The organism is Candidatus Zixiibacteriota bacterium (genome assembly GCA_019038695.1).
Classification (GTDB): Bacteria; Zixibacteria; MSB-5A5; order GN15; family FEB-12; genus B120-G9.
Window position 1 is genome coordinate 1 of record JAHOYZ010000024.1, and the last position, 23,341, is coordinate 23,341.

Annotated in this window: 17 protein-coding genes and 1 tRNA gene; 6 read left to right on the forward strand and 12 right to left on the reverse strand. The window is 49.5% G+C overall.

Features of this window, described 5'->3' with window-relative positions; genetic code table 11:
• A partial coding sequence (locus KOO62_08345) for a S9 family peptidase (protein ID MBU8934005.1) occupies positions 1-1,377 on the reverse strand: 1,377 nt, incomplete at its 3' end.
• 730 nt (positions 1,378-2,107) lie between these two features.
• Here KOO62_08345 and KOO62_08350 point away from each other — a divergent pair.
• The 6 genes from KOO62_08350 (at position 2,108) to KOO62_08375 (ending at position 7,339) form a co-directional block, all read left to right on the forward strand.
• Entirely contained in the window at positions 2,108-2,863 is a 756-nt protein-coding gene (locus KOO62_08350; protein ID MBU8934006.1) for an excisionase family DNA-binding protein, read from the forward strand.
• 86 nt (positions 2,864-2,949) lie between these two features.
• A complete protein-coding gene (locus tag KOO62_08355; GenBank protein ID MBU8934007.1) occupies positions 2,950-3,267 on the forward strand; it encodes a TusE/DsrC/DsvC family sulfur relay protein in 318 nt (105 codons plus the stop codon).
• Between the two features lie 89 nt (positions 3,268-3,356).
• Positions 3,357-4,055 carry a respiratory nitrate reductase subunit gamma gene (locus tag KOO62_08360; GenBank protein MBU8934008.1) on the forward strand — a complete coding sequence of 233 codons (699 nt, stop codon included), beginning with the start codon at positions 3,357-3,359 and terminating at the stop codon, positions 4,053-4,055.
• Positions 4,056-4,070: 15 nt separating this feature from the next.
• Positions 4,071-5,402: a (Fe-S)-binding protein gene (locus KOO62_08365; GenBank protein ID MBU8934009.1), complete on the forward strand. Its 1,332-nt coding sequence runs from the start codon at positions 4,071-4,073 to the stop codon at positions 5,400-5,402.
• 277 nt (positions 5,403-5,679) lie between these two features.
• Positions 5,680-6,516, forward strand: coding sequence for an L-2-amino-thiazoline-4-carboxylic acid hydrolase (locus tag KOO62_08370; GenBank protein MBU8934010.1), 837 nt, complete (start codon positions 5,680-5,682; stop codon positions 6,514-6,516).
• A 169-nt stretch (positions 6,517-6,685) separates the two neighbouring features.
• Entirely contained in the window at positions 6,686-7,339 is a 654-nt protein-coding gene (locus KOO62_08375) for a TusE/DsrC/DsvC family sulfur relay protein (protein ID MBU8934011.1), read from the forward strand.
• 898 nt (positions 7,340-8,237) lie between these two features.
• Here KOO62_08375 and KOO62_08380 read toward each other — a convergent pair.
• The 11 genes from KOO62_08380 to KOO62_08430 all read right to left on the reverse strand — a co-directional run bounded on the left by KOO62_08380 (position 8,238) and on the right by KOO62_08430 (position 23,111).
• A complete protein-coding gene (locus KOO62_08380) occupies positions 8,238-8,456 on the reverse strand; it encodes a hypothetical protein (GenBank protein MBU8934012.1) in 219 nt (72 codons plus the stop codon).
• A gap of 94 nt (positions 8,457-8,550) precedes the next feature.
• Positions 8,551-10,419 (reverse strand): PKD domain-containing protein, encoded by a 1,869-nt coding sequence (locus tag KOO62_08385; GenBank protein MBU8934013.1) that lies wholly within the window; start codon positions 10,417-10,419, stop codon positions 8,551-8,553.
• Positions 10,420-11,248: 829 nt separating this feature from the next.
• Positions 11,249-12,664, reverse strand: a complete 1,416-nt coding sequence (locus KOO62_08390; protein MBU8934014.1) for a S8 family serine peptidase — start codon at positions 12,662-12,664, stop codon at positions 11,249-11,251.
• A gap of 26 nt (positions 12,665-12,690) precedes the next feature.
• Complete coding sequence (locus KOO62_08395) at positions 12,691-15,450, reverse strand: CHAT domain-containing protein (protein MBU8934015.1); 2,760 nt, start codon at positions 15,448-15,450, stop codon at positions 12,691-12,693.
• Positions 15,450-16,040, reverse strand: a complete 591-nt coding sequence (locus KOO62_08400; GenBank protein MBU8934016.1) for a hypothetical protein — start codon at positions 16,038-16,040, stop codon at positions 15,450-15,452. The genes KOO62_08395 and KOO62_08400 overlap by 1 nt, the downstream gene beginning before the upstream one ends.
• Before the next feature lie 46 nt (positions 16,041-16,086).
• On the reverse strand, positions 16,087-16,650 hold the full coding sequence (locus KOO62_08405) for a sigma-70 family RNA polymerase sigma factor (GenBank protein ID MBU8934017.1): 564 nt from the start codon (positions 16,648-16,650) through the stop codon (positions 16,087-16,089).
• Positions 16,651-16,782: 132 nt separating this feature from the next.
• Positions 16,783-18,603, reverse strand: coding sequence for an FG-GAP repeat protein (locus tag KOO62_08410; GenBank protein MBU8934018.1), 1,821 nt, complete (start codon positions 18,601-18,603; stop codon positions 16,783-16,785).
• A gap of 132 nt (positions 18,604-18,735) precedes the next feature.
• On the reverse strand, positions 18,736-19,821 hold the full coding sequence (locus KOO62_08415; protein ID MBU8934019.1) for a T9SS type A sorting domain-containing protein: 1,086 nt from the start codon (positions 19,819-19,821) through the stop codon (positions 18,736-18,738).
• Between the two features lie 697 nt (positions 19,822-20,518).
• On the reverse strand, positions 20,519-21,406 hold the full coding sequence (locus KOO62_08420) for a hypothetical protein (protein ID MBU8934020.1): 888 nt from the start codon (positions 21,404-21,406) through the stop codon (positions 20,519-20,521).
• 69 nt (positions 21,407-21,475) lie between these two features.
• On the reverse strand, positions 21,476-22,510 hold the full coding sequence (locus KOO62_08425) for a hypothetical protein (protein ID MBU8934021.1): 1,035 nt from the start codon (positions 22,508-22,510) through the stop codon (positions 21,476-21,478).
• Positions 22,511-23,038: 528 nt separating this feature from the next.
• Positions 23,039-23,111, reverse strand: a tRNA-Asn gene (locus tag KOO62_08430).
• Positions 23,112-23,341: the final 230 nt, after the last annotated feature.

Genomic DNA, 23,341 nt, shown 5'->3' on the forward strand with positions numbered 1-23,341 from the left:
GACCGCGTCTCCCTGCTGGCGCAGCACCCGGCGACCGTTGGGCAGCCGACGGAGCAGGGGATAGCCTGGATTTCTGTAGCTGTCGTCCTCGTCGAGATCGAACCACAGGCGCGACGTGCCCTCGTCCACGTCCAGGAGCCAGACGTAGCGCCTGCGGCGTATCCGCTCGCGCTGGGTGAGCATGAGCGTGCCGCCCTCGGCGCCCCAGGCGTTCCGCCAGGGTTGGATACGGTGCTCGGCTCGGAAGATCTCCTGGGGCTTTGCTGTGAAGGGTGCGTCCAAACGCATCAGTCGATCGCGGTGTGATACTTCGGCTACTGGATCTCCTCCGTCGAGCGCCTCAACCCAGAAAAGCGTGTGGGACGTAGTGGGACGCCACGCAACAGAGCGCGGGCCAATTGGCACACCGTGGATCGGGATTTCGTTGGACAGGGGCAGGGAGGCGATGTTCGCTACCAGATCGCCCTCATGGTTCCACACCTCGATCTCGCTTGCGAAGCGCCACCAGGCCACCTCATGGGACCAGGGACCGATCAGACGCTCGATGAGGAGATACTCGCCGTCCGGTGAGAACTCGGCCGTGGTATAGGGAGCGGGTGCACCGACGGCTTTCAGTTCGGCTGTCCTTGGGTCGACAATCACCAACTCGCAGGTGGTGTAGTACTCGAAGAGGGCATCGTCGTGAGCAGTCTCGAGCAGGTTGCGCGCCTCGTAAGTGGAGCGGGCCGAGGCTCCCGCTCCCTCAAGGATCTCCGGACCTGCCGGTATGGCTGGCGGCTCGGGAGCCGGTCCACGCTTGGGGATACGGCGGACAAGCAGGCGCTCCTGGTCGGGTAGCCAGCTCACGGCGGTGCCCATCAGCGGGTTGAGAGCCAGGTTCTCGATCTTGGTCACGTTGCCTTCCACTGAGCCGACCCAAAGGCCGATGTGATCGGCGTGCCCGACGGTGAGCGCGAAGCGGTGGCCGTCCACGGTCCATTCCACGTCGTGGACCTCGCTGTTCGCCAGTAGATCGAGCGGTGTCGTAGCTCCATCCTCGACCCGGACTAGGCGGGGGGAGGTGCCCCCGTGATCGCCATGGTAGCCGTTGACGGCGGGATTGACCCTGATGCCGGCCAGCTTGTGCATCGGTGCGGCTCGCTCGGCGAGGGGAGGATATTGCACGGGATCTGCGTGGAGCATGTACTCGCCAGTTGGAGCCGTCCACACCCAGGGGAGCCGCTTTGCGTGGAGCACCTCCAGTAAGTCTTCGGGCGGAGACCGCCATTCGGTTGTCGGCTGCATGCTGTCGTCGGAAGCCCCTGAGCTAGCTGCCGTCACAAACCCCACCATCGTCATTACAAGTAGAGTAGCTACTATCACGATTGTTCTTTTCATTCTTGACCTCCTGAGTCTATCCCGTTCTTTCACATAGTTTGAGAGCTGGTTCTGCTGGGTAGCTACTGGTTAAGATGTCCTCTTTCGGTTTCCGAAATGGTGTGACACGTCACTGATTTCTTTCATGAGGCCGTAACGCAATAATACCTCCTCGATCTCCCGCCTCCTAGTCCGACGTTGCTCAGAAGGCCGTAGCGTCCAGTTAGTGTACGCCTGCAAACAAAGTGGGCAGGTAATGAGAGTCAAGTTACAATTCACTTGGTGGCCATCGTGATCTGAAAGGCGTATCGCCGTGGTTTGGTGAAGATTCAACGCTTTGGTCTCTACTTATGAATTGTCTACTTGACAGGGAAGCTTACGGAAAGTTTCACAGTCAAAATACCGTCACAAACTTAGATGTGACAGGGCACATACAGTTGATATGTTGTACCATAGCAATTCAGGGACTTGAATACTTTGTACAAATCTGCCGCCGAGTGTGATAGCATTGTGATCTTCCACATTCAGCAAAGGGCTGCAATCTATAGAAGTCGGTGATCAAAGATAATTCCTAGTCAAGATCAGACCATAGTTTCACACATGACACCAGCTGGTCCAACAACGGAGGGTTTGCCAACAAGTCTGCCCCATTGCCCGCTTTATTCGCTTGACAATCATTTCGTCATTTAGCATAATACCATAGAATCGATAGAATCGATAAATTCAATAGTGTCATAGGAGACGACTTGTGATGACTAAAGGCTCCTACAAGGACTATCTCACTACAGGGCAAATTGCTGCGCTTTGTTCAGTAACTCCGGATACTGTTCTCAAGTGGATCAGAGCTGGTAGACTATCTGCTCGACGCACTCCTGGAGGACATCATCGCGTTCCTCGATCTGCACTTGACTCCTTTCTTGGCAGTGGAGAGTCAACCCCTACAACGCAGAAGCGTGCTTCGATCCATTACTGCTGGGAGTTCAACTCGCAGGATGGCAAGATCACGTCAGAATGCCAGGACTGTGTAGTCTATCGTTCCCGCAGCCTTCGCTGCTACGAAATCTCTGGCTTACCTATCAAGGCTGGACATGCCAGGCGATTCTGCAAGAGTAGCTGCGAGGAATGCGACTACTTCAAGATGGTGCGTGGGCAAGCTCCGAATGTCCTGGTCGTTACTGATCAACAAGATGTGCGCACTTCACTTGAAGTCGACTCAGAACATTTCAGCTACAATGTAAAGATAACAGACTGCGAATACAGATGTTCAATGGAGATCGAGGGATTTCGACCCGATTATGTGGTTATCGACTGTTCACTAGGCAGCATTCGCAGCCGGGATTTTGCGCAGTTGCTCGCCGATGATCCTCGGATCCCCTTCGTCAAGGTAATACTCGTGGGCAACGGGCGCAAGCTCCCGGACGAATGCAACAAGCTAGTTTATGCGTTAGATCAGCGTCGTTTCACAGCCCGAACGCTTTCTGATCTGATTTCAGGAGAAATCTCATAGTTATGTTAGTCGTCAGAATCAGTTTGGGGACCAGAGAGGATTATCGTAGAGATAGGATCTAATACCTACTTGATATTGGAGGAATTATGTCAGAGTCAGGTAACGAAAATGTGGACAACGTGGAAAACGAAGATGGCTTCCTGAGGGAAATGTCGTCGTGGTCCCGAGAGATTGCTGAGGAACTTGCCCATAGGAATGACATTGGCCCTCTAACGGAGGACCATTGGAAAATCATCGAGTTTGTGAAGGAGTACTTCGAGAAACACAAGAGAGGTCCATCGATCCTGGAAATCAGTAAGCGAACCAACTTCGATTCGAAGAAAATCTGTACTTTGTTCCCGTGTGGTGTTGCCAGAGGAGCATATCGGTTGGCTGGCTTGCCGAGACCGAGCGGATGTCTGTAGCCTGCTGTCGAAAAGGTGCAGATAGTCATATGAAACTACCCCTCCATAGGTTTGAGAGAAGCAGATAAACGCTCGGAAAGGAGCTTACTTTGAATTACTTCATTCTTGGCATTCTACCATTCATTACCGTGTTGATTTTCGTGCTCGGAATGGGATACAGGCTTTATACCTGGTTTCACACACCGCAACCAGGTGCACTGACTCTCTTCCCGGCTCCAAAAGCTGGGTCAGAGACTTTCTTTAATGTACTCAAGGAATCGTTTCTATTCCCAAGTCTCTTTCAGGGAGACAAGGTCCTCTGGGGAATTTCCTGGATATTTCATGTCATGCTCGCTTTGATCTTTGTCGGACACATACGAGTTGTCACTGATTTTCCGAAGCTGTGGGCAGCTCTTGGTATCAATGCAGATAAGATGAGTGCTGTCTCCGGTGGTGCAGCAGGTATCTTGATTATGGTCCTTGCGATTGTGCTAATAGTGCGAAGACTTGCTGTACCGCGCGTTCGACAAATCTCTAATCTTCCTGACTATATAACTCTGCTGTTGATCACTGCCATTCTTGTTACCGGTAACGCCATGAGGTTTGGAGAGCATTTCGATCTGGAAATAACCAGAACATATTTCTCGGCTCTCTTCACATTCTCACTTAGTGCGGCGATAATACCGCAGGTTGGTATGTTTACGCTGCACTTCCTACTGGCGCAGCTCTTGATCATTTTTATCCCTTTCAGCAAAATCATGCACTTTGGCGGGATGTTCTTCACTCAGACTGTTATTAAGAAAGCTTAGAAGGGAGACAGCATTATGACGAAGAATCCTGAGGCTCATGAGGCAATCAAGCAGAAGACTACTGGAAGCAAGATAAACGAGGAAGTCACCAGTGCCTGTAGATCCATCGATAAAGGTCCTCGTGTATTGAAACTATATATGGAGATGTGCGCAAAATGTGGTACCTGCGCCGAGCAATGTCCTGTCTATAAGGGTGGCCCGACGGATCTGCGCAATCCAGTTCTACGCTCCGACCTGATCCGCTCTATCTATAAGAGACATGAGACGATGTCGGGCAAATTGCTTGGGAAAGCCGTTGGTGCAGAAGATTTCAACGGCGATATGCAACAATTCGTTGACGCCTTTTACGAGTGCACTGGCTGTCGCCGCTGTGCAACCTTCTGTCCGATGAGTATAGACAATTCGGTGATAACCAGGAAAGGAAGAGCAATCGCGGATAAACTGGGTTGGACACCCGAGAACCTGCAGAAGGTAGTTGCCATCTCTCTCGAAACCGGGAACACTGATGGCGCGTCCAAAGTGGCTTTTACTGAATCAGTCAAGTTTCTTGAGGAAGAAATCAAGGACAATTGTGGGATAGATGTCAGGATCCCTTATGATGAAGTTGGTGCTGATGTCTTCTTTGTTCCGCCTTCTGGTGACTTATTAGTCAATCCTGAAGCTGTCATGGGGATTGCCAAGGTATTCCACATGACTGGAGTATCGTGGACTCTAAGTTCAAAGGCTTTTGATGGCGCAAATTATGGTTTGTTCACGGGTGATGATGCCTCGATGAAACTGGACAACAAGTTGTACGTCGAGGAATGCAAACGCCTCGGCAGCAAGACCATGATGATGGGTGAATGTGGTCACGCCCATCGTATCATGAAGTTCATTATGGAAAAAGCCGGTTGGTGGGGTAAACTTCCTTTTGAGATCACGAACGTTCTCCAGTACACTGCGAAATGTGTTGAGAACGGCGAAATCAAATTCGACAAGGATCGTAACCCTGATCCGGTCGCTTATCACGATCCCTGTAACTTCGGACGGAGTTGCGGGATTGTCGAGGAGCCTCGAATCATCATGAAAGCAGCCTGCGCTGACTTCCGCGAGATGACTCCCAATCGTAGCCAAAACTGGTGCTGCGGCGGCGGCGGTGGTTTGTCTGCCATGGATGATATTCATGAATTTCGAATGAATGTATCTGGAACGATGAAATTGATGCAGATTGACGCTACCGGAGCGAAGTTCTGTGCTGCACCATGTTCCAATTGCAAAAGACAGCTAATACAGCTAATGGAATACCACAAACGGGACGTTGTAATTGGAGGTGTGCACGACGTAGTATTTAACTCGATCGTGATGTAGATAAGTACTGATTCTGAGAAGATTGAGAGGAGTGACTGAAAGAAGTCGCATAGATCAAAGTGTTAATCTATTTCAGGCATGCATGCTGATAGTGGTGCCTGACTCACCATCCATGCGTTCTACATCTCATCGGATGTGTGGTAATAGTTGGATTATACATCAGGTTCAGAGTGCCATCAACAATCTGAATGGATTCGAGTGCTTGGCTTGCAATTGAAATCACCTGTATGTGGAAGATTGTCCAAATGAAGTCACTACATGGACTCAGGAGGTTCACATGAACAATGTACCATGCAGGAACCGGACATTCCTTCTAGAACTTAGGTCAGTATATGATTACGTCCTGAGCGAGTACTCCCATTGGCTGATGTGTATGACTCATAGGCTTGGGCGCGAATCGGCCTTGGAAGTATGGAACGACGCATTGTTGCGATTTGATGTGGAGTTTTTGGATCAAATACTCTCAAACGGCTGGAGCGAAGCACCCAGTTCCTGCAATATCGCAGACTCAGAGCGCCCTATGGAAGGAATCCTGGAAGTGTTCTTTGCTGATCACGACAGTAATGACGAAGAGGATGAAGATAGAGAAATCATCATGGCTGCACCCCCTTTGCTCCAGATTAGGGAGAAGTTAGCCCAGGGTCCCATACACAGATCTTCGACCACCTACGAGGCCATACATCTATACTGCCATGGTTTTGCACTGATGGCCGAATCACTGATTGACCGTTTCGGTTGCTTAGGTATGCTTCTTGCCTATGATATCAGACTGGAAGAGATTGCGATGACAAATTTCGAGAAACTCAGCGTTGAGGAATTTATCAAGAGACGTCGAACTCGATTCAGCAAAGATCCAGAGGAACTCGAAATACACTCGGCCGGATTGGAAGCGGAACTCATCAGCTCATCTGATACTGAGATAGTAACTCACACAACGGAATGTGAGTGGGTAAGGTATTATAGAGACCACCATCCCACTGTAGGCTATCTTATGTGCTGCAGTGTCGATGATATTGCATACAGAGCAATAAACGAACGCCTTCGTCTGCAGCGCACGACCACACTGATGGAAGGTAGTTCATGCTGTGATTTCAGAATTTTCGCTGTTGAGTAAACGGCCTTCCGAACTTGACTACTGTTCTGAGTAGCTTTGAATTGCCCAGCCTGAATGCAGCAGCTATTCTCCTAGCGTCTAATCAGTTTCAGTTGCTTTGTCCCTTCATATTTCTTATCCTGATTAAGGCTAAGTGGCCAGAGCTTCACTGGCGTGAGAGGACTAATGGATGGATCAGCAGACTGTCACTTTCAATGGAAAAGAGTATGAGCTTGACGGCTATGGCTTTCTTGATCTGCCTGACAAATGGGACGAGGATTTTGCTGATGGAATGGCTGGAATGGTGGGCATATATGACGGCCTAACAGAGGACCACTGGAAATTCATTCACTATGTCAGAGGAAAATTCCTTGCAGAAAACACTGTCCCTGTCGTTGTGATAGCCTGCTCAGACAACGAAATGAGATTGAGCAGACTCCGCGAACTTTTTCCTGCTGGGTATCATCGCGGCGCTTGCAGGATTGCTGGTATCAACTTTGCTTTCATGTCTGAAAGTAATATCTGGCTCACCTACGAAACTGCCCCTCCGGTTGAGGCTGAACACAAAGTGGATGAGCTTGGCTTCCTCCAGGATTTCGAGAAATGGAACGAGCGATTTGCCCAGTGGGTTGTACTCAATTGGAGCCTTCCTGACGGTCTGACTGAGGAACACTGGGTGATCATTCGATTTTTAAGAGATATCTATCGTGGCACAAATAATGTTCCCACAATATACGAAGTGTGCCGATCATGCAACATTGAGCTTGATGATTTCGGGAAACTCTTTCCCAAGGGATATCGCCGAGGCGCGTGTCGGGCAGCGGGACTTCCGCTTCTGGCCTGAGATGTTTCCATTTACCTGAGAACACGGTTTGACCTGTCCCAGTTATCGATACAGTTTGAGGGTTAGTTGCAGCGGTTCAGCCTAATCTGGGTACGAAGTAAATCAGAGCTAAAGCTATACGGGTCATTGAACAGTGGCTTCCCCACACACGTGGGGATGAACCGGCACAATGGCGGGAGAACCGGGAGCTATCTACAGAACTGTAAAATACGATAGGTTTTGACGATGTACAGCTGCGATGGTCTGAGATAGTGATCTAAGTCACCAGATCCCAGATAGTGGCTGCGTTCGAGGGAACATGTGCCCCAGTAGCACTTGAACAGATCTGATGATTAGCTCGTAGAGTTGTGCTAATGGTTGTTCATGTCCAACTAACCAACGGAAACGTTGTGGGTTAGGTGGGTCATGGACTTGATTCAGAGAGCTTGCGGTTCACGGTTGGTTCGAAGAGGGTACAAAGATGCTCCGTACGTGAACCACGTTTCGAACTTGATTGCACAGTTGTACCACATTGCACCAATTTGAACCGTTTTTTGAATGTCGTCATAGAGGTACAAACTGGTACAGTCAAGCCTTGGTCATTGTCAATTATATTGGGGCAGGGGAGAGGGATACGAAGATCAGTCCGTGAGCACGAATGTCGACGGGAGGGGATAAGATGGTCCACCTGAAAGGATAGTCAAGGACAAGTCGGGGCAATTAGGATTGATCCCACTCAGTCGACTGCAGCTCGAAACCTATCTTTGCATGCCACCGGCAATTGTCATCACTCTGGCTCATGTCCAGCATTGAGCTCTTCAAGCAGGGGAGCGATATTCCTGGTTTCAAGAGGTAGCTGGCGGCAACGACAATAATCACATCCTGCGAAAGCGGGTAGACAGCCTCCAGGCAGAGATCACTAGTAAGCTGTAAATGTCCCTGATTCTTCTATCTTGACCTGATGTCCCTCGAGTTGATCGGGAATCTCTTTCTTCGTTTCCTCGGTCAATCCCGCCACAAACACCTTTATACAGGGGATACCATCGCACAATCCCAAACCGGTACCGGTTACTCCGGGAAGGGACATCAACTGCCTGGTGTATTTTTCCAATACGCTTTCTATAGTTTTATTATCCATTCCATCCTGACTGCTTGAGAGAGAACACGAACTCCTAAACTGTGGAGTTCGTGTTCTCTAAACAAGGACTTTCGATCATTGATCGCGATAGTTCTTAGTACGTTACCGTTACCTCATTGGAACAAGGTGAACCGCCGATCTCGCAAACCTGGTATGTGAAGGATCCGCCCCCGACGCTAGTGGTTACATCGGTGTAGAATCCGTCGTTTTCCGTGACTACGAGCAGAGCCCTATCACGGTAAATCTCGACGTCGGTGCCCGTAGCGCCGCTCCACTCCAGATCCGTCTGCTTACGGCCCTTAACTTTGTAACCGGTAGCGGTCAGGGTGAAGGTGCCGCCACTCGAAACCGAGACATCCTTTGAAGTCGAGCCGGTAGCTCCGTCGTCGTCGGTAACCGTCAGCGAAACGGAGTAGGTGCCGTCGGTGCCGTATGTATGGGAAGGATTCTGCGCTGTCGAGGTAGAGCCGTCACCGAAGTTCCAGTCCCAGCCGACCACACTGCCATCCGAGTCGGTGCTCAGATCGGTGAAATCAGCCGTCAGATCAGTTGTCGTGAAGCTGAAGTCAGCGATCGGCGGGTCGTTGGTTACGCCGCTCGAAACCGTGACATCCTTCGAAGTCGAGCCGGTAGCTCCGTCGTCGTCGGTAACCGTCAGCGAAACGGAGTAGGTGCCGTCGGAGCCATAGGTATGGGAAGGATTCTGGGTAGTCGAGGTATTTCCATCACCGAAGTCCCAGTCCCAGCCGACCACACTGCCGTCCGAGTCGGTACTCAGATCGGTAAAGTCAGCGGTGAGATCGGTAGTAGTGTAACTGAAATCAGCAGTCGGCGGATAGTTTGTAACTCCACCGCCATCGTCAATCGTTACATTGAACCTGTCGAGAACATAGTGGATAGGATTGGCAAGAGTATAATCGGGACTACCGGCAAACAGCAGCCCGACCGGATTGTTCTTCCCGTCGTCAGTTACAATCAGCGAGCCAGAGTCACCGCCGTCACTGAAAGCGCCGGGTGTGATGGCGATCTGGTCTACCATTATTGCCGACTCCGCGCACATCATCGGACCTCTCGGTATATAGCATACTTCAACGGTCACGTTCACTTCCGAGACCTCACCATGTGTCCAACCGGTTGTTCGGCCGTATTTCTGCACGTTCTGACCGATAGAGGCAGACACTATCTGTGTGCTGGGAGTTCCGTAGCCGTCTCCCGTCGGTGTTGCGGTGCCAACGTTGCCGGTCGTTGTCAACGCGATGGCAGCATCAATATAATTGTCGCTGCCGTCCAACAAGATCGGCTCGTAATCGTAGAGGGTGCCGATGGCATCCGCGGGATCAGTTCCGCCGTCAGTAGGCCCAGGCTGAAGCACATTGTCACCGATTGAGGCGGCATTGACGTTCGCGTAGATATGGTTATTGCTTAGCGCATAGACATTACCCCCGGCGTCCTTGACCCTGCAGCCGATTGTGCCGGCAGTGATATCGGGATGGCCGGTCGATACACCGATAGGAACCGGACGATCAAACCGCGCCTTAGGATCGGCATAGATGACGAATTTGCCGGTCACCTTGGCGACAACTGGCAAACCGTCAATCGTTTCCGGAATTGCGTCGAGCGCATCCACTTTTCCTAATGCAGCCGACGTGAATGTTCCCCGCTGAGGGACCCGGCTTACCGTATAGACGACAACCGCAAGTTCACCATCTTCATTACGCCCGGTTCCGGTACCCACGACGTCCGGGTGGCTCATCAAAGCCTCAGTAGATCGATCCTGAACCGCCATAACAGCCTGAACCCCGGGGTTCATGTTGTTTAGTAAGATCGACTGTGCTGCCGATTTGGGTGCATTCGTGATGGCACTTTCTTCACTGCATCCAATCCATAAACCGATGGAAACAATGAGTACAAGTGTTACTAAGGTAAAAAGGCTTACCTGTGAAAATAGTTGATGCCTTTTCATGCTTCACTCCTGAATTAAGATTTGTATTACTTGTGAAAAGGAACTCAAAATATAAGGACACCTCATGGAGGGGTGCTAAGGATACTGCTCGAAATGAGCAATGAGTAGGGCGAGCATTAGCGTGACGGTTACACTTATCCTCATGTTTCCTCCAATGATTCTTGCTATAATGCTAGGATTGAGTGAACGCGGCCTGAACGCAAACGATCACAACCGTCGGATCGTGCTTGCCGTAGACCTTGCCACGTTATCCATGAATTGAATCGGACGATAGATCGGAAGATAACTAGGGCTCTTTCATACCACCTCCTTTGATCGCGCTATGCATTTGCGACACATTCATTTAAAGGTGATCTCGGGCTGCGAATCATGATTGGTTTCGGTTGTTCTCTGTTTTCTGCGCGTAGGGTAGGATGGACACACTACAACTCGTCCCGAACCTTCATCGAAACTCTGCAGTGCGTCGGCGCTGCATAACGAGGCGGCGAATAGGTTAATCTCGGCGATTTGTGTTGTTTTCGGTACGGTCATAGTATGCGACAGAAGGTTAGGATTAGGTAATGTGCATGCCTCAATAGCATCACAGGCAAATATAACCCTCTCATTCTCATTAAGACACGCGAACTCGTACAAAAATACACAGTATCTTTTCAGAGGACTGAATTTCGTCGATGTGCATAGATCACACGCGTTTGGTGCGAACTGTAACGAGGCGGAAGGACGGAGCAATACGATGTGATGGTCGTATGCGTGGGTCGAGAGGCTCGATGTTCCTATTCAGGCCAACTATCAGACAAGGTCAGCTTCCATACGGCGGCCTGAGTTGGTACTAATCTGCGTAGCAGGGCATAAAGTCAGTGCCCCCCCCGAATATGTATTCAACAAGACCAACCACATCGCCGATATTAAACTGTGTGCTGCAGTCAAAATCAGTCAATCGTCGGCCTAGATTGCTAAGCGGCTTTCCTAGAAAACAATAGCCTACCAGGGCAGTCAAATCAGTTATGTTGATCTCCCCCGACATATCGAGATCACCGTAGCTGAAGGCAACGACTGAACTGAAAGCGGCTATACGTCCGTAGCTATAATAGATATCGGGCTGCGAAATCGACCCCCATGCGAACTCAGTATCGCTCGACATCCGAACATGCGCTTCCATATCCAGAGGACTTATGTCGGGGTTGATGGATCGGACCAGAGCACAGGTCGCACTGACCAGAGGCGCGGCAAACGACGTTCCACTCCAAGTCCCCCATTCGTATTCACCGGCAAGAGAACTGTAGAGATTGACGCCAGGTGCACAAACGTCAATATGGGTGCCATAATTCGAGAAATCGGCTATTAGATCAATCGTATCCAGCGCCGATACCGCGATTACCCCCGGCAGAGCCGCCGGATACGACAACGATGATGACGCCTGATTACCAGCCGCCGCCACCAATGCGATTCCGAAATCAATGGCTTCGGCACAAGCAGCCTGAAGGCTGGGGTTGTCCTCTCGAAACACGAAGCTCATATTGATTACGTCCACATCAAGCACCGTGGCCAAACTGATGGCGCTCGCAACGGTGAAAGAAGTACCGATACCGTCGCCATCAAAGGCTCTGATGGGAAGCAGGCTAGTTTGGGGGGCCGTCAATCGGATCAGACCGGCCACAAAGGTACCATGTCCATAGGCGGCACCCTGTTCCTCGGCAGGAATGTCGTCCTGGTCAACGAAATCGTACCCTGAACTGTTTATAGAACCTTCGAAGTATGGATGGGTTAACTCAATACCATTGTCGATAACAGCCACAACCGAACCCTCACCGCGTGTAATGATATGGGCAGAGTCGAGTCCGATGCTGTAGGCGGCAGGCTGACCGTATAGTGAACCGGGACTCGCACCTGCAACGAAGGGGGGGATATCTTCATCTGGAAACGCTATACTCGTCTGCTGGATCTCGGGGAGGCTAATCTGATAGTTCGGCTGGGAAAAAACCACATCGGGGAGATTGGACAGAAACTCAATGGCGGCTTCAACCGGTAACGTCGCTGGGAATTCAACAAGGAACATGTCCCTCCCTGCAATGCTGTCTATGGCTATGCCATCGATTTCTGCGACAACGGAGTCCGGGACCTGTGAGGGAATGAGCTTCATTATGAGTTGACCGGGAATGTACGGATCCTGCGCCTGCACGGTACTCCAGAATAATCCAACGCTAAGCGCCATGATCAACTGTAACTTACGCCTATATTTTAACATACTATCTCTTCCTTCACATTGTTGTTCTAAATGCCCAAAAGTACAAAACCACTCCAGAATGCCGGGTCTATCGTCATACGGGACATCTGTTTTATGGCTGATCTATATGCATCCGGCACCTGCCCGGAGGATGCCAAAGCTTCATAGAAAAACATCATAAATGCTGCGCTGTGCCTGTCTGCCAAGGGCCACAAAGAGGCCAACACATACCGGCTACCGGCCTGGTGAAAGGCCTTTGCCAAGGTATACGAATTACCGTAATATAATCCCGGAGCAGCCGTTTGGCAACCTGAAAGAGTAACCAGTGATGCTCCCACCCCTTCGGCATAGAGGTCAAACGGATACAGAGGACCGTCGCTCATAAAGATTTGAGAGAATAGCGGGTTCTCAGACGACCGTGAGGCGTGTGTTGCTATGTGTACAAAACCTCTGGTCTGTGCCAGGTTTTTTCTTAAGGTCTCACAATCTGCTTCTTCTCCTATGAACACGTTAGAGGTTTTGAAGAGGGACTTTATTCTCTCAACCTCTGCAGTAACGGCGGGTATAGTCTCTGATGGAACACCAAAGATGGCATTGGGTTGCCTTTTGAACCGCACTGTTGATCGTTTTCTATGTCGAAGGTCATGCGGACAGACTACAGTATCCAGATTGAATAAGTCTTTGAAGTAGGTGCCGCCATCATTCATCAAAGCCATAAATGGCACTTGAGCAAAAACACCGTCGGCAACGACTATTAGCCTATTACCAGACAATTCTTGTTCCAGGGGTTTGATCAGGACGCGGTATAGTTTTCTGAGATAATGTCTCTGTGCTTCGTCGGACGATTCACCGCTTCCGATGCCAATAACCGCTCTTTCAACCACAAAATGAAGCTCCCACACGATTGCTCGCAACTGCTGTAAAGATATCTCCAATGGAATCCAAGTGACGTTATCTTTATCACCGCAGAAAGCAGCAATACTCCCGCTACTTGTGGCGTGGAAGTTAACGATTGACTCCCCGGGTTTCAACAACTCCGCAACAGAGTTCAGTTCTGTATCAAGCACCCGGTCACGAACCGGCCGGTGGGAGTATGTCCTTATCCGTCTTTCGATCGACCAGAGTCGCTGTTCAGAATCGTAGTAAGTGTCAGACTGAGTACCGCTCCGCTGATCCCCTGTGGAAACTTTAGTCAACTTCTTGATCGAAGCGCGGAGCTCCGATCGCTCATCAAGGAGACGCCGAGGAACACGCTTCAAACTCAGCCTCGTCTGATGTCGCCTTTCGTTGATAATTGACAATGCCCGGAGATTGCTCAAGAACGATGAATCGTAGCGCCCGAGATGTAACAGTGAATCAACAACTCCCTTGTAAGCATCCAGTTTGTCCAAGATAAAGAAGAACCGTATCTCATCGGAGTGGAGACCAGCCACCATCTTTTCCAGGATTTCCACCGCCCGTTTGAAGTGATCCAAGGCTCTCGAATTCTGTTTGCTCCGGTCATAATACTGCCCCAGGATGATTTGCAGGTCGTAAACCTGATAACCTGCCAGCTTACTGGTGAGCAGGGATTCTGCAGCGCGAATCCCTTTTGCGCTGTCACCGTTATGAAGCATGATTCGCACCAGATGTATGTCAGCATCGGAGGTTCTTCGCCTGTCGCCGCTTTTCTTAAAAAGTCGCTTGGCTCGTAGCGTCGCCTCATCGGCAGCTTTGATTCGCCCATTCGTCAACGAAAGCTGAGCCAGAGCCATCGATGTAATCCCGAGCCAGAGGTCATTCTTCTCCTGCTGGAACAGCCTGGCAGACCGCCTAAGATAGCGGGATGCCAATCTGGGTTCACCGAGTTTGAGATGGGCAATTCCAATGAAATACGTTGCTTTGGCTGATTCATATTGCATCCCGAGCTTACTGAACTGGTTTGTGGCTTCTTCTCCGAGGTGAATAGCGGTCCCAAGTTGATTCAAATGTAGATTCACCTCAGCCAGATCCAATTGCGTAAGGGTCGCAGTTCTTCGGTCTCCGAGTTTGACGAATGTCGTATGGACTTCCTCAAAAGTCCTCAGTGATTCTGCATATTCGTCTTTAAGAAAATAGAGATAGGCTAATGAATACTTCGCCTTACATTCAAAAAGATGGAATCCCTCTTTTGCGTATGTGTCGCCCGCTAACTTGTACAGTTGAGCAGCGACATCCAGTTTGTTTAGGTTAGCGAAGATGTTGGCCCGGTTAAAGTCAACTGTCGCAACGGCTACGCCGCCATTGGCCGCCAGAATCGTACGGGCTTTATCGTAGTATGCAAGGGCCAGGTGATTGCGGTCCATCCTGTGATACACGTTGCCAATGTTCGCGAGAACTTTGCCCACGTTCGGCGACATCCGCTTCTTTCTAAAGTAGCTAAGTGACTTCTTGCCGGTTTTGATCGCTTCATCATAGTAGCCCAGATACATCTGTGCATCCATAAGACCTTGGCCAACAAGAGCCACAGCGCGGGAATCACGCTGTTTTCGGAACAACGCACTCACCTGCTTGTATTGCTTCAAAGCCTGCCGATGATTGCCCATCCACTGGCTGACGCGCGCCTGCATTGCAATCAAGTTGGGTTTGTATTTCGCCGGTAACAAGCGGACACAAGGTCTCAAACCGTCCACCAATCTCTTTGCTTTTCGGAGATCGGTCGCGAGCAGTCGATTTATGGAACTGTTTAGACAATCCAGAAAACTATCCATGTCGCCGTCGAAGCGACTATCGATCAGCCGATTGACGGCATCTCTATTTTTCAGTTTTCTCACATCGGAGAGTTTCATCACAACTCCAACTCGACGATCATGATCACTTTTGTGTTTTCTTGCACGGTTAGCTTGCACTTACCTGCGGGAACGCGATTCATCTGGAAAATGTGAAACTCGTTTGTATCACACTTGAGCTTGGTTCTGCCGGACTGCAAGCGGATTGCATGGCGTATTTCTTTTTTGACACCTGAAATCTTCCCGATCAACTGATATGAAGCACTTGTGACGGGATAAAGCGATAATTCGAGGCTCAACTGATCGGTATTGAACCTCATTTGCCTGGTACTGACTTTGGCGGGACGAACACCGCTTGGTAAAGGGAGCAATTGTGAGTCAAAAGTTGCGATGCCAGTTTTAATGTCGCCGGCTTTAGTGCACTTTTTCACTTCTTTAAGAACACGCCGCACAAGCGCACGCGACGGTTTTTGAAGCTCCGGATAATCTTCACCGAGTAGTGCACACGAAAGTGATCTGAGACATGACAGATAATCACAGAGTTCAGTATCCTTGGCCAGTTCAGATTCGATCTGACGTCTCCTTGAACCACTAAGTCTGCCACTCACGTACGCAAGCAGTTCAGCTAACTTCTCTTCAGATACTTCCATCCTAATACCTACAGTCTAATAGCTCTCAAAATTCCATGTTCTCTAGTCAAGATCGTTTTGTCTTCTTTTCCAGAATTCTTCTCAGCTTGGTAAGGTTTCTACCCCTGGTTGGTCCTATAGAAGACACCGGGATTCCAAACCTTTTGGCTATTGCCTTGTAATCGGGCCGGCTGTTCTCAAGGAAGAGAGCTGTTATCAACTCTTTCTCTTTATCGGAGAGAGTCAATAGAGCTGTCTTAAGGGCTTCAATCCGCCTGTTCATTTCAAGTACTTGATCCGGCCTCTCCGAAGGTGAGTCCGGGAACAAACTCATACCATCAGAATCCAGATAGTTGACGAACTTTGATGCCCGGAAGAAGTTGGCAACCATTCGACGAGTAGTGGTGGCTACATACGCTACTGTTTTGTTCGGTGAGGAAATCCGGTGTATGTGTGTGACGAGTTTATAGCTGACCTGGCCAAACACGTCAAAGCACTCTTGGCTATTTAGACCACTCTGACGGCAAATCGAGAATATGATCGGCGTCACGATATTCATAAGTTTGTCCCAGGCATCGTCGTCTCCTTGTTGACAACGAGTGACAATGTGTCTAAGCGAGCTATCGCTCATCGAAAAGCCTCAATTGCCTTGATATATCCAGATGTTCTCCTAGCACCCAAAATATCGGTGGGATGCTCGCATATCAACACTAGGGATCAAAATGCACCATCGATTGTTTCCTGACAGACAGTCAACTGGCGATCACGGACACGGTAGTGGCAGTGGACCTCCAGTAAACAAAAAGGCCACCAAGTATGTCAGGTCTCCTATATTTATGCTACTGTTGTTGTCTATATCACCTTCAATATAGCATGGCGGAGGCACACCGCCAGTAAACAAGTACGCCACCATGTATGTCAGGTCTCCGATATTCAATACGCCAGAATGATCAAGATCACCACGCAGAAGACAACAGCTTGATGAATCTGCGATGGTTATATCCACAACCTCTGAGTCAGACAAGCTCTCGTCGCTTGCGATGAATGTCACGCTATGCGTTCCGGTATCGCTAAGTACCAGAGTCCAGGAGAACAGACCACTGCCGTCACCATAATCTTCGAAGTCAGCACCGGTTGGAAGGTCGGGCGCCGATAAGGCAGGTACGGTTCCATCCGGGTCAGACGCTGTCACGGTGAAGATCACAGGCGTACCCACAACACCGAATTTGGGACCAATGGGATCAAGAACCGGGGGAGCATTCTCAGAACCACCCGCCTTGTGATAAAGTAGCAAACTGCCACGATAATTGTCAGAAGAGGAGGCTCCTACAGCGATCGCAACAGCACCACCAGCCCCAAAGTCTTCCCAGAAACCCACTGCTTTTCCCATTTCCTGGCCGGAACTACTACCGAGAAAGTTCGTGTCCACAACTACTGAGGGTCCTCCGTCGAATAGCAGTGCTCCACCGGCATCGGTTCCTCCATCGTCATTACCTGGCATTCCAGCTATGATTTCGTCGAATCCGTCACCGTTCACGTCGGCTGAGGAAGCAACATCGAATCCCAGATAGTCATGTTTCAACCGCCCGAGATTGTAGCTGTAGTCGGCGACACCGTCAAAGCTGGGTCCGCCATTAAACACATATATCTCCCCAACCGAGAACGTGTCTATGGAAACACCGTCACTACCCATTATTAGGTCCCAATAGCTGTCACCGCTGACCTTACCGGAAGCCAGCGACCAACCAAATTTATATCCCGCCGAGTCGCCGGTTATTATCAAATCCGGGATAGTATCTACTGAACTACCACCACTGAAGACATACACCCGGCCCTGATTGAGGTAAGCAGCATCATAACTATAGGCACCAACAGACAAGTCCGAATAAGAATCACCGTCGTAGTCTTGTGACGATATCGCAAAGCCAAACCGCTCACCATCGGCAGTACCAACTAGAATCAGGTCGGCAGCAAAGTCGGGCGAGGGACCGCCCAAATAGACATAGACTTTACCTGCTTTGGTGAAACCGCCCCAATCGTTATAGTAGGCTCCAACGGCAAAATCATCGTATGAGTCATTGTTAAAATCACCTGCTCCGGTAACCGCAATACCGAAGTAATCGCTGCCGTTTTGGCCAGTGAAAATATGATCAGCAACGACGTCAGCCGAAGGACCGCCATAGAAGAGATAAACGGCGCCGGCACTTGTGGCCGGGACATCATAGAATGGAGCTCCCACGAGCAGATCGTCGTAACCGTCGTTGTTGAAATCTCCCGCTGATGACAGCGACTTGCCGAAGAATGAACTGGGGTCACCGACAAAAGTGAGATCCGCAACGGTATCGGCTGACGGTCCCCCGAAGTATAGGTAAACCTTGCCCGAGGAGGTACCGGCATCGTCATTTGCGGGTGCTCCCACCGCCATGTCCAAGTGGCCGTCCCCGTTGAAATCAACAGCGCAAATGGCAGCCCCATATTGGTCACCATCGTTCTCTCCGGAAATCTCACCCGCAACCTCGAACCCATCTGCTACGGTACTCGCCCAGAGCATCGACAGCAACACCAACACTGATGATCTAACCATTTTTGGGTCTCCTAAACACTACAGAGCAAGAGAGACCTTAGCAAGCAGGTCCATCTCTTGCTCTGATATACTAACACAAACACGGAGAATCACTTCTCCCTTTCGGGAGAAATGATGAGAGGTATTTGTTTCTTATTTAAGCAGCAGCATCTTCTTAGCGCTACTTATGTCATCGGTCGTTAATCTGTAGAAATATACTCCGGTGGAATACCCCGTGGCATCCAGCTCAACGTTTACTTCACCGACACCGGCAGAGCCAGAGTGAGACCATACTTCCCGACCGGTCACGTCGTAGACCTTCACTGTGTAAGATCCCGCGTTCTCCAAGTAGAAGCTGATCGTGGTGGTTGGGTTAAATGGGTTCGGATAGTTTCCCAGGTTGACGCTGCTCTCATTATTACTGCCCTTGTCATCTCCATCGTTGGAAGGAAAGAAACCTTCCACAAAGACTGTTTGACAGGTAGTTGCGACCGCACTACCGGATGTCGCCGTTATGCAGACCGTATACTCCCCCTCAGGCATGGCCGGCGGCACGGGAAAGCGAAACTCCCGAGCTATAGTCTCACCGGCGCCCAAGTCCACCGGGACACCACCGATTGTGATGGAGGTATCAAAGAACTCAAACGTGGCTTCAAGCGTGATAAATGATGCCTCGTCGCCACAGTTCCCCAGTTCGAAAGCACCCTCGAGAAACGAGCCTGGCGCGGCCTGAACAGTGTCTGGCAACTCAAGGTCAACATTGACACACTCACCCTCAGCGCCAGATAGAGCCATACCGAACGTTGGGGAGGTACCGGTCAGCTCGCCTCCGCCAAAGTTGGGAATATATATGGACGCGCACTCAGATGCCAGAGCAGCCGATGAATCGTGGGCATCGGCATAAGCAGTAACACAGAGCATTATCGAGTCCCCGAAAATCGACGGCGGAGTAGGTATAAACAACTCACGTGACACACCTTCGCCGGCGCCAAGATTGAGGGGTACAAGGCCCAAAGTGATGTACTGATTCATCACCTCAACCTCGATTTCCAGCCAGGCTACGCCGGCTTCATCGCCACAGTTTATCAATTCCACAAACCCGTTCACCATTCCGCCGTAATCAGACGATGCCTCGTTGGGGAACTCAATGTCTAACTCGACGCACTCCTGGGCCAGAACCGGCTGCAGACCGAAAAGTAGCGCCGTGCTGAAAAGCAGATACAATACTTTCCTTTTCATGTTTTTACCTTTTGTCCTTTCTTTTGTTTATTTAAACTTAGGTTTCTTAAACGCTTATATTACAAAACTCATGTAGTAATTCAATCCTCGGCAAGTACCTGCCAACATCCTTTTCTTACTTATCAGACACGTGAATGCAGTGGAAAATACATGGTATCTTCAGTCTGTGGGTGTATCTTGCGTTCATTAGATAGCCATTCTGCTTGGTTTCTGGCCGTGTGATTATCGGTGTAATTTATTGTGGTTCAAAGAGAAAAGCGGGATTAGCTGTTCAATACCCAGAACTTTTCGGCTGAGTTTTCAGATCGATTAGAAATATAGGGGAAAGCGGTGTTGAGGTCACAATCGGCGGAAACGTCGAGGGTTATGCGGGATACAGGGTCAATGGAAAGAGTTTGCTGTCTACAGGTAGTTCGAAGAGGGTACAAAAATGCTCCCCCAGTTGTACGAATTTCGCAACTGGCTTATTGACAACACTACCGGAATTGTGATTGCACAACTCGGCGGGTTCGAAGGTTTGTATGATGTATCACAACTATGGTTACAGGAACGCGTTGGAAGATAATCGTAAATTATGACACAGCTCACGGCAATACACGGTGTTCTGAGACAGGGATATAGGGTAGGCGTGACTTTTTCCATTGGAGAATCAACGGACTGTAACGACCTCCGCAGGTATACTCGATTGTAATGACAACTAATCTCTCTGCACGCGAAGCATTAGGCGATCCTGAACGATTACCTTACCATCCACACGGATCTCATACATGTAGAGGCCCGCACTGAGGAGGTGCCCAGAATTGTCGAGCCCGTCCCACGGAATCGAATTCGTCCCCTCCACCAATCGGCCGCATGTCAGCTTTCTAAGTTTCTTACCACTTAGGTCCATGATTAAGATATCAACGCTACCACTATTAGATAGTTTGAATGTGAAGAGATGTTTTCCGACCTCAGATGGGAATTTTCCTGGCAATTCATGTCTGGGAGTGATGGTATCTGACAGTACACTGTCAGCAGCCTCGAGCGCCTGTATCACTTCCGCTTGAGTTTCCGATGTTTCATCGCGCTCTTCTGTACCATCTAAAAGCTGAAGACCCTGGCTATCGATTAGGCACCCACCATTACGATACTGGGAACCCAGGAAAGATGTCCATTTGTGGTTTGAGAATCGCAACCGTGTGCCAATTCCCAGAATGCCTCCGTCGATGTCTATTTGGTCTCCGCTCTTCTCCATGACTAATAGGTATAATTCACTTCCAATTTTGACAGGATAGTTATTGTCAAGAGTCGAATCCTCGGAATACGTTATCAGAGTGTTTTTCATTTGCGTTGAGAAATCGCTGCCCACCTGTAGTGTTCCCGTGAGGTTGTTTCGAAACATCTTGCTGTTTAGCTCCGCCGTGTTTCCGACTTGACGAATCAGACACTGAGTTCTGGCGTGATTCGATCCTAATTGACTTTCCGTCAGACTATCGGGGCTATCCCCGAGCTTCATGTGTGTTGACAGTATTTCCTCTGCGCTCCCGATGTTTGCACAAAAGGCGGTCAGGAAAAGACCGGTGATCCATTGCAATCCCCATTTCATATCAACTCCTCCATTACCTATTATTACTTTCCTTCACATGCCTCACGTATTTATTTTGGCGTCGTTGGTTCACTTTTTGCTCTCACATTGCATACTCGAGATCATATCCAACACCGTCTGAATGTTCTCCTCAATGTGGTTCTTATCCGCATCCGACATCGCCACAAATATTGGACTCAGCTCTCCTGAGATTTCGCGCTTTGGCAAATACAATATGAAGAAAGAATGACTTTCGGTGTCAATCGCGTCGCGGAAGATGCTCTGGCAGATCACTTCATAATACTCATTTTCGCCTATTTGCATGAATTTTCGTGATTCGATATCTATTGGCAGCTGCCTTGGTGCCCATTCACGGAAGACGAACTCCATGAGGAACTTACTTATCCAATCCTCGTTGATAACGTTATGGCTGGGATCAACACACTGCTCATTTAGTATCACGTAAACTAATCGACACGATGGCTTAAGCATACCGGTACATCGAAAGAAATCGAGTATAATCGGGAAATCGGACTTGTCAGCCCGTCTATGCATCAACCATTTGTCGGTCTCAGGTGGTGTTATGACAAAACTGACTCTCGAGTTGGGTGCTGAAAGGGAAAACTGATATGGCCGCCTTGGGGCCTCTGTAAGAATGAATCCTGATTCCCCAGTTATATCATGTAAATAGGGTTCCCAAGAGTACAGCTTCTTTGATTCCCTATAGGGCTCAACCCTGGTGAAAAGGCTGTACGTATGGCCTGCCTTCACATCTACATGGAGAGTAACTGGGTCCTTAGAAAATGCTTTATAAAGTTGTCCATTCAAATAGATGTCGGACTTATGATAACGGACCTCAAGATCATGAGCCCCTGGGAGTAACAGCACTCCGTAGGCTACCAATCCTTCACCATTCTCGGTTGTGTCTCGACCATCTACTCCACAGATATAGGAACCTCCATCGCTCTCTCTGAGTACAAGAGCGTGGCGATTCTCACCTCGCAATTCTGGGCCGGGGTATGCCTTGAGCACGGTGTAAGTAGTAAACCTGGCTGAACAGGCGCAGAAGGCAATTGCAAGATAGGTACCGAGAAGGATTATACACGTGTACCTCATTAGTTTCATGCACAAATCTCCTTCCCTACACTTCCCATATTTTATAGGATGGCGGTTGAACTACAACATAAAAAGCCATGCAAATCAGTCGCTGTCTGTCGTCAAAACTATTCGTAAATTTATATTTCAAATATAAGAGATACGTTCCATCATTATCAAGTTCAATAACAGAATATAATTGGATTAAAAGTTCTAAAGTAAATTTAGGGTGCAGTTGTAAGTTGTATTATGGCATGAGCTTAGAAGTATGCGGGGTTGACGAGACTCGAACTCATTTCGCACTGCGTTGCAGATGTGGTTGAGGACACTGCTATGGTCTGAGATAGTGATCTATGTCACAAGATCCCAGATAGTGGCTACGTTTGGGGGAACATGTGCCCCGGCAGCATCTGAACCAACCTGATTATCGACTCGCAGGGATGTGTTTCTGGTGACGCACGTTCACCTAACTCGCGGAAACATCAAGAGTTATGCGGGATACAGGGTCAATGGAAAGAGTTTGCTATCTACCGGGAGTTCGAAGAGGGTACATAAATGCTCCGGTGGTTGGACTCGAACCAACGGCAAGCTGATTAACAGTCAGCTGCTCTACCAACTGAGCTACACCGGAGTATTGTAGTTAGCAACTCGCCCAGAGGCGAGACGGCAATTATTATATCGTTTCGACCTAATGTCAATAGTTATTTAGGTACTCCTGGCGACACCGCGCTCACCTCAGTCATAGGGTCAAGCGCATCAGGATACATCAAAACAGTGGCAACCATATACTTGTCATTGGCTCCAGTCGGATGGTCCTCCATCAATCGTTTTCAGTCGAAGCCAAACTGGTCTGGTATCCTT